The organism is Acinetobacter sp. LipI_23, from assembly GCF_058243045.1.
On the sequence record NZ_JBZAYJ010000004.1, the window covers coordinates 1 to 12,928 of the forward strand.

Here is a 12,928-nt window from a genome sequence, read left to right on the forward strand (position 1 = left end):
AATAAAGTTTCATACGAATTTTCAAAATAAAGAAAATATATTCATTATTTTCAGTATTTTGTAATTTTGGTATGAAACTTTTTTTATTTTGATAGAATTAAATTTAGACTAGCCCTGCCTATAGTATGATACTTTAATAAATACAATATAATTTTGGAACCAATAAAAACAAATACTTATGCACAACAAAGGATGAAACTTTATTACTCTCATATAATAATAAAATAAGATAATAAAAAATTTGAATTTAATGTTTGTATTTTTATAATTAAGTTTGTATCAAATGGGAACACATCATACGCTACTTGCTCAAAGAACAGTCAACCAAAGCAAAAAGGCATGCCATCAATTAAGCCAGATCATGATTTAGGCAAGGTAGATTGATGACAGCGAAGTTTTGAGCCGGTTTGTCATAGCGTGTGAATACCTTGCGTATTCTTATGCAAACCTACTACCTATTCTTATTCACCCCCTCATTTTGGTTCATATTAAACCACTGATTTTCTATTCAAATATTTCAAAACAAAATATGCAAATTTGAATCTTAAACCACCACCTTAATCTGCTATAATTTGTACATCATACTGATGTACAAATTGGTAGAAAAATATGACTAACTTAGCAACAGAACGAATAAATGTTCGTTCAACTGTAGATGCAAAGAATGTAATTGAGCAAGCTGCGAATTTATTGGGTCTTAGTGTGAGTTCCTTTATGATCCAGTCCTCATTTGAACGAGCAAAAGAATTACTTAAATCTAATCACGAGTTAAAAGTAAATAATGCTGATCGTGATATGTTAATGAATTTGCTTGAAAATCCACGCCCTGCAAATGATGAGATGAAAAAATTAATGAGTTTATTGGATGAAAATTGAGGTTTTACAAGCCCATCATCAGAAAAAATCATTTAATTGTGGGCAAGATGATTTAAACAAGTTCATCAAACAATACGCATCTCAGCATCAGAAATCAGGAACAAGTAAAACCTATGTTGCTATTGATGATGATACACAGCAGGTGCGAGGATTTTATTGCCTATCAAGTACCTCTATTGGATTTGATGGGGTTGATGCGGTTCTCACTCAACGATTACCTCGTTATCCACTCCCTTGTGTAGTTATAGGTCGCTTTGCCGTTGATCAAACTGCCCAAGGGCGAGGAATAGGAAAAGTGCTTTTAGCACATGCGCTTAAACAAGTTTCAAAAGTTGCTCAAATTATTGGTGTAAATTTTATTGTAATACATGCCAAGGATCAAAAAGCGATGGAATTTTATCAGCGTTTTGGCTTTATTTCATTAACATCAAATCCATTAACATTAATATATCCAGTGAGTGAAATCCTAATTTTAATTAAATGGCCTACTAGCAACAGGAGTGACTAGTAGTAGATTACGAACAAGAATAGGTGACGGACTTATTCAGCAATTTGCAATTTATGAAGACTAATGAGGAAAAGTCAGTTTTTCTCAAGCTGATTGATAAAAAACCCTAGGAAAATTAATATTTTGGCTACCAAACAATTCAATAGTAGCTCATTTTATTCTAGAGTTTTCACTGGAATTTAAAATCATACTTTCAAAAGTAAAGAATGAAACTTTATTTTTTAAATTTTTCACAATAAGATGAAACATTTTAAAATTAACCAGAATAAATATAATTAAATTATAAATATCAATAATTTGAAATAAAAAATATAAAACAAAATATAAATCATAGATAAAAAGTAATAAAGATACATACCATATTGAATAATAAACAACCTAATGATATGCTCAAAAACATACTAAAGCAGGTTAAAAAAATATGTTAACCAAAGAGCAACAACTAAAATGGATAAAAGAAGGACGTGGTCAAGGCTTTCTAAATACATACAAACCCTTCTTGACAGTTAAGGATAATAAATCCCTAAACAACCGCTCAAGTCGTGTATATGGCTATAAAACCGGTCGAACTCATCACTTGTTTTCAGATTTAGAGCTCGCTGTTTTTTTGATTTTAGATAGAAATATTTTTATCAAAGATATTCGAGAACAAATGCCACTGAATTTAAAAGAAACTGAGGATTTGGCGCGTACTTTTTCCCTTTATCATCCAATGAAAAATGGTATTGCACAAATACTAGTTTCTACATTTTTTATTGTTAGTGAAGCTGCTAATGCTCCCCCTGTTTATGTCATCAGAGCTATTTCTCATACTGAATTAGAAAATTTAAATATTCTTGAAAGTCTCGAATTAGAAAGACGCTATTGGCAGAAAGAAAATATCCCTTGGTATCTTGTTACAGAAAAAGATATCCCTATAACGGTCGTTGACAATATTAAATGGTTATATCCTGCAAATTACTCAGAAAGTAAAAATCATACTTCAGATAAAATCAACTTCTATTATCAGCAATTTATAAGAAATTCTCATCTGAGTCTAATTGAACTATCAAAATATATTGATGTTCAATATTCATTAGAACCAGGAGAATCACTATTAGAAATCCGCGAGCTCATCGCTCAGAGGTACTTCGTATTTGATATCAACATTAGTTATAGAAAAATCACATGTGGCAATATAAAACTCAGTAAACAAGATTCATGGGAGGTCATCTGCAATGCTTCGAATCAATGATGTTTATGAGTGTGATGAGAAAAAGTATCGCATCCTCAAAGTATATACAGATCATATAATTTGGATCGAGCTTGAAAATCAAAAAGCTTTACCGGAATTGTATACAAGATCCACACTCATCGAGGCAATTGAATCGGGCAACATAAAAATTACTACAGATCCTTTTGAAGACATGTCTTTGCTGGTATTAGAAGAAAACTCTGTCTATCAAATCAAACGTGACAAGAATTTAGCTATTATAAAACCTATAGTTGAACATGAAAAATTTTATGATTCAAACATACGTGCATCTTTGATTAATGAAATTGTAAATCAAAAAATTACAACTAAACAGACTATATATCGCTTACTTCGCCAGTATTGGCAAAGAGGAATGACCCCGAATGCCTTAATCCCTCAGTATTATAATTCTGGAGGAAAAGGTGTTAAAAAGGCTGTAAATAATAAAAAATTAGGTCGCCCGCGTATTATTTCTGAAGGGACAGGCGCTCTTATTGATGAAGATATTGAGAGGCTATTTAGGAGAGTCATCAATCAGTACATGCTCAATGAAAATAAGCATACTCTACCCTACACATATCGTAAGTTTCTTAGTATATATCGAAGCCTATATCCAGACATTATTGAAACTGAAGTCCCATCAATCTGGCAATTAAAATACTTTTATGACCGTGAATATAGTCCTATTCTAAAAATAAAATCACGAACTAGTAAAATTGAATATTTAAAAGACAAAAGAGTTTTGTATTCAACAGTTAATACACATGTTCTCGGACCAGGATCACGTTACCAAGTAGATGCTACGATAGCCGACATCTATCTTGTTTCTGACTCAGATAGAGGCTGCATTATTGGACGTCCAACCATTTACTTTATGATGGATGAATTTAGCCGTATGGTTACTGGCATGTACGTAGGACTAGAAAATCCATCTTATGCTACGAGTATGTTAGTTCTTCGTATGGCGATGTCTGATAAGGTCGATTATTGTAAAAAATTTGATCACGAGATTACTTTTAACGATTGGCCATGTATTGGATTACCTGAGGCAATACTGGCAGATAGAGCCGAATTACTTGGACATCAAATTGAGAATCTCGAAAAGAACTTTGCCATCCGAATTGAAAACACACCTGCTTATCGTGGTGATTTAAAGTCAATTGTAGAGCGCTATTTCCGCACTATCCAGGCTGAATTTAAACCTTATGCACCTGGTGTAGTTCAAGCAATCAAAGAAAAAAAACGTGGTGGTAAAGACTACCGACTAGATGCAACACTCACTGTTAAGGAATTTACCCAGATCATTTTAAATTCTGTTCTCATTTACAACAACACACATGAACTTTCTTCTTATGATCGCGACATTGATATGCCAACAGATTTACCTTGCATTCCTATTCATTTATGGAATTGGGGCATACAGAATCGAACAGGTAAGTTACGCTCAGCATCAGAAAAAGCGATTTATATTGCACTACTTCCCCGCACAGATGGCACCCTCTCTGAGCTAGGATTAAAGGTTTTCGGAGTCTTCTATAATTGTAAAGAACTCATTGAACGCGGCTTGCTACACAGGAAAAGTGCTTCAAGACAAAGGCCGAAATTTAAAGTTGCTTACGATCCAGCAAACGCTGAAAAAGTTTATATATTTCATTCTGAAGATCATTCAGATTATTGGGAAGCACAACTTTCAAATCGTTCTAGAGAATTTAGAGGTTGTAGTTTTTGGGAGGTATGGCAAGTTCAACTTGAGCAAAAAATAACACGATCTCGCTACAAAATAAATGCAAATCTTGCACGTGCTGATTTAGAACAACGCAATGAAGATATCATTGAAAAAGCGATTTCATCTAGACATTCTACTCAAAAAAGTAATGCTCAACGCCTTTCATCGATACGGAATAACCGTAATCAGGCAAGAATTGAAGAAAGGGAGGATTTAAAGAAATCTACCCAAATCCAAAGCTCACAAGATTCGAAGGTTACAGACAATATTATTCCAATCTCAGGAATTAAAAAAGCAGAAGACGAAGAATCCACCTTACTTATTCCAACCTATTACGAATCATTATTTGATGAAGATGATAATTAAAACGAGGTAAATAATAATGAAAGTTAATGCAGTTTATCATCCAAGTTTTGGACAGTATCAAGGAAATCCTCTTATAGAAGCATTACCACCTGTACGTGAATTTTCAGAGGTGAAAAATGCACTAAAAAGTACAATTACCATTAACCCATCAGAAAAACATGAATCAGGTGTAGTTAGAGGTCACCTTATTGCTCAGTTGATGAATAATTTTTTTCAACCGATTGCACGGCATATTCAACTGGAACAAAAACTCTCCATTATGCTTCGTGAAGGTTACGTAGGGCGTAATCTTGCAAATGGCTCTCTTAATTCACATCTACAAAATGGTTATGAGCGAATGATGACTGGTGATGTAAATGCCGTTCGCTTTGAAGCAGCTAAGTCCACTGCACGAAGTATGTGTTTTATTGGCTGTTCAGGAAGTGGCAAAACTACTACCTTAAATCGAATTCTAGCTACTTATCCTCCGGTCATTTTTCATGAAAAGTATAATTTTACGCAAATTGTTTATTTAAAAATTGATTGCCCACATGATGGCTCTTTAAAAAGTTTGTGCCTACACTTTTTCAGAGCAATCGATCAAGCACTAGGGTCTGATTATGAAAGAAAATATGCATTAAAAAGACATGGTATTGAAACATTACTCAACTTAATGCGCCAGATTGCCAATTTACATGCAATTGGATTGCTTATTATTGATGAAATTCAGCATCTAAGTGTGAACAAGTCTGGAGGTGCAGATAAAATGCTGAATTTCTTTGTCACTTTGGTTAATGTGGTTGGCTTGCCAGTCGTGATGGTTGGCACACCAAAAGCTCGATTTATTTTTGAAGATGATTTGAGATCTGCTAGACGAGGGGTGGGATTAGGCTCAATTCTGTGGGAACAGATTAAAAATGAAGAAAACTTTATTCACCCACAGACAAAAAAAATAATTAAATCAGAATGGGTCGGATTTACTGAAGCACTTTGGAAGTATCAGTGGCTCAAAAAAGCAGATCTTATGATAAGTGAAGAAATCAGGAACTGCTGGTATGATCTCAGCCAAGGCATTCCAGATATTGTGGTTAAATTATTTGTATTAGCCCAAATGAGAGCAATTGAATCAGGGCTGGAGCGTATCACGGTAAAATTACTGAAACAGACATATGAACAAGATTTAATCCCAATTCACCCAATGATTAAAGCGCTACGCTCAGGTGATGCCGAACAAATTTCACAATTTTCCGATCTGATTATTCCCGAAGTTGATAAAAAGCTACTCCTCTTACAAGCAAAACTAGAGCAAAAAAAAGAGTTCATGGAAGATATTGATATCTATGATGGACATCAAGAATCTATTCATTTACATCGCCTACTGATTGAGCTGGGATACGAATCAAATTTATTAGCACCTCTAGTTAAAAAAGTATTCCGAGAGAATCCTAAATTTGACATGAAATCAGTAATGCCGATTATCCTAAGCTGGCTGCATGAGCAAAATGAGGAGTTCTCTTCACCTTCTAGTGCAAATAAACCACAAGATACACAAAAGATAAGAAAACAGAGAATTCAACCCAAATTATGGCACTCTCTTGATAATGATGATTTACGTTTTCAGTTCAGTCAGAAAGAAAATAAACAAAGCTTTTATGAACATCTAAAAAACCAGACTGATTATGTCATCAATATGGAAACTTTAATAAAAGAGGCAGGATAAATATGCTAAATTTTCCGGTTCCTTATGCTAATGAGTTAATCTATAGTTCAGTTGCTAGAGCTGGAATACGATTAGCAATTAATAGCCCAAAACAACTTTTAGATGAGGTTTTCCAAGATCGCGAAGTTGTAGCAACAATAGATTTGCCCGCACATTTATCAAAAATTTTAAAGCTTTTACCTGAAACACAATTTAATGCAGAAAAACTGATTTATCAGCATACTCTTTTTCCTCTTTATGCCCCATTTGTTCCAGAAGAGCGAAGACAAGAATGCATGCTATGGATGCTGAATAAATCAAATGGCTCAGTACACTTAGCCCTAGGAATTAATGCATCGTACATAGCAACTCCCACATATTTGCAATATTGCCCGGGATGTATAAATGAACAGCTTAAACAATATAAAGAATACTATTGGTCCAGACTTTGGCAAGTCCAAGGTGTTACCTGCTGTCAAAAACATGGTGAACTTATACAAACGAATATAGAGTTTAGGTCACCACACAAACATGAATTTATTGCAGCTGATGTTAAAAACTGCCCGATTGTCACTCAGTCAGCAGCCAAATTAGATGATCTGTTCATCTGTAAAAAAGTAGATGAGCTTTTACAGCTTTGTCCAAAACAGTCTGCAAGTTTTGAGCAATGGAGTCTTTTTTATAAGAAACTTGCCCATCAAAATAATTGTGTCCGAGGAAACTCTCATATTTTATATGACTCCATTTATGAAAAAATTTCGACCCGCTGGTCTAAACAGTTTTTAAAGCAATATCATTTGGACAATTTCAGTTCTGAAAATAGTTGGCTACGTAGTATTTTCCGAAAACATCGTAAATGTTTTAGCTATCTTCAACATTTAATTGTAATTGAAGCTATGAATGCAGGTAGAGAGTGGTCATTTAATGAGGTCTTAGTAACTGTTAATTCTTTACAACCAGTCATTAAACCACAATCTATAAAATTACAATCCTCGGATATAACAGAATCTCAAAATACAATTATATTAGAAAAACGAAAAAAATGGCTTGAGGCAATCAATCAGGACAGCATCATCGCATCAAGAAAACAAAATAGAGCTCTATATGCATGGCTCTATCGCAATGATAAAGAATGGCTACTTGAAACAAACAGTCATTATCAGCAACCTCACATACCTACAGGAAATAAAATTGATTGGGGTACACGTGATCTTGAAACCGTTAAACTATTAATCAATATTAAACAACAATTTATAGAAAATTTAGATTTACCTAGAAAATCGAAAAACTGGTGGATCAAGCAACTTAAGAATCCAGCTACTATTGAAAAAAATTTAGATAATTTGCCATTAACCAAACAGTTTTTAGATCAATATAATGAGGATATTAGCTGCTTTCAGATTAGGCGACTAACCCGAGTATTACTGCAATCATATTCAGTAAATGAACAACTGCCACGCTGGATAATTTTACGAAAATCGGGTTTAAGTGAGGAAAGAATAACAACTGAAGCAAATAATTTTTTAACGAACGTTATTAAACTTATTCATTGGGAGAATTAATCTTGGTTATTAGGGGTTTTCCGTTAAACGCTAGAATTTCATCTATTGGGGCAATTTTTAAGAATAAACAAGGGATAGCTTGGAATATTAATCTTGGATTAGAGTATGAGGAACAAAGAGTTTTTAAACATACTCGATTCTCAAGCATGCACTTGGTCGCGCAACGCAGATGCTTAAATCCCTCAGTTGAATTGAAAGACGAAAATCATTTAACACTAAAATTTAAAATTAACGATCTCACAGAATGGCAGGTCAGCAATAATATTGCGACAAAACAATTCCAATTCACACAGAAATTAACTGACCTTGATCAAAAATTTAAAAATACAATTGTGCATTTGCCACAATTAGAACTGGCTAGAGCATTATTTTTTCATAATGCTTATTTTGCGAGAAATGCACTTTCACAGAACTTTTTAAGACTGGAATTTAACGTTCAAAAAGTTTCAGAAAACCATGTGCTGATTAAAGAACTGCCCTCAAGTAATTTCCCCCCATCTCAATATAATCATCCAGGCATGCGCAACTTACTCGCTTGGATTTTAATCAATCCTGAAATCAGAAGAAGCTATGAAAGCATTGCTACTCATTTTTTTAATGAAAAAATACAAGGCAAAAATAAAGAATGGTGGTATTTCAATTTCGATCCCCCTTCTTTAGAAAATGTAGAAATAACTGTGAAAGCCTATTATTCTAAAAAATTGGATCAAATTTATATCAATGAAATTGTAGAGATTAAAGGATTAGAATCGAACTTACCAAAGCGGATTGATTTTTCTAGTCCGCGATTTACTCAAAATAAGAATACATCGTCTACAGGAAAATCAGGCACTTACTCAAACCGACAAGAACCCGAATCTCCAGAAATTGATGACAGTCAAGAGGCTAATAGTGATCGTAAAATCCTTACTTTGCCTAGCTCTCCTGTATTGCTCAGCTTTTCCGATCCAGTTCTCACCCGTAAAATTTATAATAAAAAAAGATCCAAGAATGCATCCTTACCTTCAGAGGAAGATGAGATTCAGGACTATGATGCTATAGGGACTGATGAAGCAAGTAGCATTGGGACAATTGGTCGCGGTGAATTTGAGGGATTAGAAGATGAAAGCAATAATTTAGATTTGTTTATGGACCGTTTTGAAGCTTTCAGGTTCATGATAGAAAAGTTCGTTGAGCAAAATAATATTACGACGGCAACCTCAAAAATCCATGAACTTCCCAGATTACAAAAATCTAAACTCCACATAACTTCGGATGGAAATAAGCGCACCCTAATGGTATATAGGTTGAATCAGCTATTCGATTACAATTTCATAATCTTTGAAATAGATGTCACAGATAATGTGAAAAAACTTTCAACCCTAGTTCTCTGCTTAAATGATATGAATGAGTTTGATGAGAGATCAATTAAAGCAATGATGAAAGAAATTATGCAGCGTTCACTAAGATGGCCGACCTTAAAATATTTTGCAGACTATGGTTTGGCAAAAACCTTACATCATCCTAAAAATCTAAATGAACTTAATGAATCAAGTCATGAGTTCGAACGATGGGTTGAACGATTCGATAAAATTATTAAGGAATTACTTAAGAAATTAAAAAAGAATGAGAAAGTGTAAGGATTACCATTAGAGAATTATATTGCTGAAGAAGCCTTCAATAGTAGGTTTGTGCAGCAAAGCCCTGGAGATGAAAAAAGAATATTTCTATCTTGGCGATCAAAGCTGACGAGCAAGCCGAATTATTACTAGAAAAAGAATTAACTCAATTCAATAAAGTAATTCTTGCTCAGTCTCTCAGTTGGCTTAAAAAGTTTCTATCTGAAGTGAGAGGTATTACGATGTTTACCACAGCCAATAATCGGTCAAAAAAGGAATAGACGGAAAAATTTAATTATTATACTGACTGGGCTCAACGTATTTTAGAAAAGGGAAAATCAATGATACAAACTAAATACATCGTTACATATTGAATAGACAAAAATGAGTTAATTTTACTCAATTTTCTTTATAATCTTTTAGCATAATCAATGTTTTAGTCATTCGATTATTATACATTTTCATTTAAAATTCGTACTATTTACAACGTAACAAAACTAGAAACTCACTTTCTTTCGAGGCAAAATATGTTAAAACATTCTCTTAAACTTACAGCGCTTGCGGCTGCAACTTCTTTACTTCTGAGTGCGTGTGGGGGAGGCAGTAGTGGTGGCTCTACTGCACCTGCACAGACGATCAAAGGTCTTGCCATTGATGGACCATTAGCAGGTGCAACAGTTACTTTTGTAGACTGTAATAATGCTCAAGTAGAAACTGATAACGAGGGTAAATTCACTTTCCCACAAGATTGTACATCAAGTGAATTAACCGTAACTGGCGGTATTGATACAGCGACTGATTTGCCCTTTACTGGCGAAATTAAAGCGCCACAACGTGCTCCAAATGAACAAAATCTGATTGTAGTTTCACCAATTACTACACTTATTCAGGCAAGTATTGATGCAGGTGCTAGCCCTGCTGAAGCAACTCAGCAAATTGCTGCCGCTTTGAATTTATCAGGCGTAGATTTATTATCCGTTGATCCGATGAAGAATCAGCAAGTCTATGCCAAAACAGTTGCAGTACAGCAAATGGTCGAACAGATTCAAGCAGTTGTTGCTTCTCTAGGCGGTAGCACTACTCAAGCAGAGCTAAATAGAGCAGCATTTACTGCATTACAAGAAGCACTTTCCGATTCAGACGAAGACTTGACTAGCACAGCTACAATCACAGCTGCAATTTCTGCAACTGTAGAAGCCGTAAAAGATGATTTGTCATTAGATATTCAAAACAATTTAGCAAATGTACAGACTAACTTGGCAGCTTTAAGTGCGGAGGTTATTTCAAGTAATGTTCAATCTGTAGAAATAGCGATTCTAGATGTACCTGCTGAGACCTTCAATGCAGGTACCGAAAGTATTAAAAATGAAACTCAAGCTGCAGTTACTGAAGCGAAAGAGTCTGTTGCTGCAGAAAAAATTGTCACTATCTTGGCACCTGTCCTGACTCAAGCACCGACTCAAGTTGAAGAATCATTGAAGGCAATCAGTACAGCAGTTGCTAATCCAAGTGCTCCAACATCTAATGAAGACATTGCGAGTGCAATTACGCAGATTGAAGATATTGTACCTGCCGGAACTATTGATTCTACAACAGTTATCGAAGCTGTTCAAAACGCCAATGAGTTCTATGCAGACTATTTAGAATTAAATGGCTTTAATGTACAGAATACCAACCAAACGATTACATCACTTAATGCTTCACTCACTAACCCGATTCAAGTACAAAGTTTAAATAACCTTTTGGTGGGTATTACTTCTAACGGTACATATGCAACAACGGCTAACCCAATTGTTGCTGCTGCTACATTAAACATTAGCACGGGTACTAAAACATTAACGATCTCTGCAAATAAGTTAAATCTTAACTTTACTGCAGGTACATTAACTGCAGCTAGCATTCCAGCAGGCACAGAGATTAAGGTTGATTCCACAATCAATAGCCTAAAAACCACTTTCACCATAAACGCTGATAAAGATGTACTGAGTAACGGTAAAATTGCACTCAATACAACAACTTTAGGGTCATTGTCAGCAAATTTAGCAACTCAGCTCAATAGCTTTAGCTTAAAAGGTGATACTGTCACTGTAACTGCAGTTATCAAAGCATCACCCGTAATCGCTATTAATAATGGTAAGCCAGCTCTTGCATCTAAATACACTTTAGGTACAACTGATGGATCAGGTGTATCTGCTAAATTTAAAGTAACCCAATAAGCAAGAAAAAAGAGCTGCTGAGAAGCAGCTCTTTTTTATCATCTGGAAAAAAATATGAAAAAAATATCCACTATTCTGGGATTATTTTTAGGCAGTGCCTCTGTAAGCTATGCTGCCCCAAATGACCTGTATCTAAGTGCGAAAAACTTCAATTCACCTCATAATTCTGCTCTTGAACTCGATCTTGCCATCGATGCTGTGAATGACACAATTGATATCTTTGATATGCGTGAAAGTGAAGGCATTAGCGATAAATCAGCGGGTGATTACCAGGGTTTTCATCTATCTGGCCAATATGAGCTCAATCCTCAATGGTCCATTGAAGGAACTTACTGGCACCGTGAAATTGAATACAGTCAGGATACGAATGAAATTGAGAGTGCGTTATTGGCTGTTCGCTATAGCCCAGCACTCCCATTGAAAAAGAATGATGCTCTCAGTTTCCGTGCTAGCATCTGGGGTAACACGGCTGATACGCTATCGAAATCCACCCCGACACAGGTCAATCAGCAAGTATTTAATCAAGTTCAGGTGCATAATCCGGAAGACTTACAGCTACAACTTGATGCCATCTTCTCGCGTAAACTGGATCCGATGAATCAGCTGAATGCTTTTGCCAGTGTGGGTTATAGTAAAGTTAAAGTCAGTAATATTGATATCCAGGCCACACTCGCAGGCTGTTTAATGGATATTTCAGTTAATGGTAATAATCAATATTCAGGCCAGTTAGCTGCTCCTTGTTCCAATGAAAATATTACGGTCAATGATTTGTATAAACAGGGCAATGCCAATGAATTTGGTTTTGATATCGAGAAAGACCTAAGTTACGATGCCTATTATGCCAATCTCGGGGGTTCATGGAACTGGCGCTATCGTCAGTTCGAAAGCCAGCTGGCTTATCAATACCAGCGCTTGTGGCGTAACGATATCGATGATCGTGTAAGTAATTTTGGCAACTCCCCGATCAAGGATAATCATACTTTGGGTGCCAAATTCAGCTATGACTTTAGCCCGCACGTAACCGGGTTTATCGAAGGTCAGGTGTTCCAGCGCAATTTTGTTGGTGATATTCCCTTCCTCTATAATGGTGTTACCGCTTCACGTTTAGACAAACGTTATGGTTTAGCCTCAGTGGGGATCACCCTACACAGTTTCTAAACTGCC

The 12,928-nt window shown here is 35.3% G+C and carries 9 protein-coding genes; all 9 read left to right on the top strand.

All coding sequences use genetic code 11. The annotated features are described in order from the left end of the window. The first annotated feature begins 609 nt into the window (after positions 1-609). The 9 genes from AC4CVD_RS18115 (at position 610) to AC4CVD_RS18155 (ending at position 12,922) form a co-directional block, all read left to right on the top strand. Positions 610-876, top strand: a complete 267-nt coding sequence (locus tag AC4CVD_RS18115) for a type II toxin-antitoxin system TacA family antitoxin (RefSeq protein WP_010325590.1) — start codon at positions 610-612, stop codon at positions 874-876. Next, positions 866-1,384: a GNAT family N-acetyltransferase gene (locus AC4CVD_RS18120; protein ID WP_490753613.1), complete on the top strand. Its 519-nt coding sequence runs from the start codon at positions 866-868 to the stop codon at positions 1,382-1,384. The genes AC4CVD_RS18115 and AC4CVD_RS18120 overlap by 11 nt, the downstream gene beginning before the upstream one ends. 421 nt (positions 1,385-1,805) lie before the next feature. Next, entirely contained in the window at positions 1,806-2,618 is an 813-nt protein-coding gene (locus AC4CVD_RS18125; protein WP_490753615.1) for a TnsA endonuclease C-terminal domain-containing protein, read from the top strand. Continuing rightward, positions 2,602-4,710, top strand: a complete 2,109-nt coding sequence (locus AC4CVD_RS18130; protein WP_490753616.1) for a TnsB C-terminal domain-containing protein — start codon at positions 2,602-2,604, stop codon at positions 4,708-4,710. The genes AC4CVD_RS18125 and AC4CVD_RS18130 overlap by 17 nt, the downstream gene beginning before the upstream one ends. Before the next feature lie 16 nt (positions 4,711-4,726). Next, positions 4,727-6,409 (top strand): AAA family ATPase, encoded by a 1,683-nt coding sequence (locus AC4CVD_RS18135; RefSeq protein WP_490753617.1) that lies wholly within the window; start codon positions 4,727-4,729, stop codon positions 6,407-6,409. A gap of 2 nt (positions 6,410-6,411) precedes the next feature. Continuing rightward, positions 6,412-7,950 carry a TnsD family Tn7-like transposition protein gene (locus AC4CVD_RS18140; RefSeq protein ID WP_490753618.1) on the top strand — a complete coding sequence of 513 codons (1,539 nt, stop codon included), beginning with the start codon at positions 6,412-6,414 and terminating at the stop codon, positions 7,948-7,950. After that, positions 7,938-9,569 carry a Tn7-like element transposition protein TnsE gene (locus AC4CVD_RS18145; protein ID WP_490753620.1) on the top strand — a complete coding sequence of 544 codons (1,632 nt, stop codon included), beginning with the start codon at positions 7,938-7,940 and terminating at the stop codon, positions 9,567-9,569. The genes AC4CVD_RS18140 and AC4CVD_RS18145 overlap by 13 nt, the downstream gene beginning before the upstream one ends. Positions 9,570-10,075: 506 nt before the next feature. After that, positions 10,076-11,764: a hypothetical protein gene (locus tag AC4CVD_RS18150; protein ID WP_490753622.1), complete on the top strand. Its 1,689-nt coding sequence runs from the start codon at positions 10,076-10,078 to the stop codon at positions 11,762-11,764. Between the two features lie 54 nt (positions 11,765-11,818). Further along, on the top strand, positions 11,819-12,922 hold the full coding sequence (locus tag AC4CVD_RS18155) for a hypothetical protein (protein ID WP_490753623.1): 1,104 nt from the start codon (positions 11,819-11,821) through the stop codon (positions 12,920-12,922). Positions 12,923-12,928 lie beyond the last annotated feature (6 nt).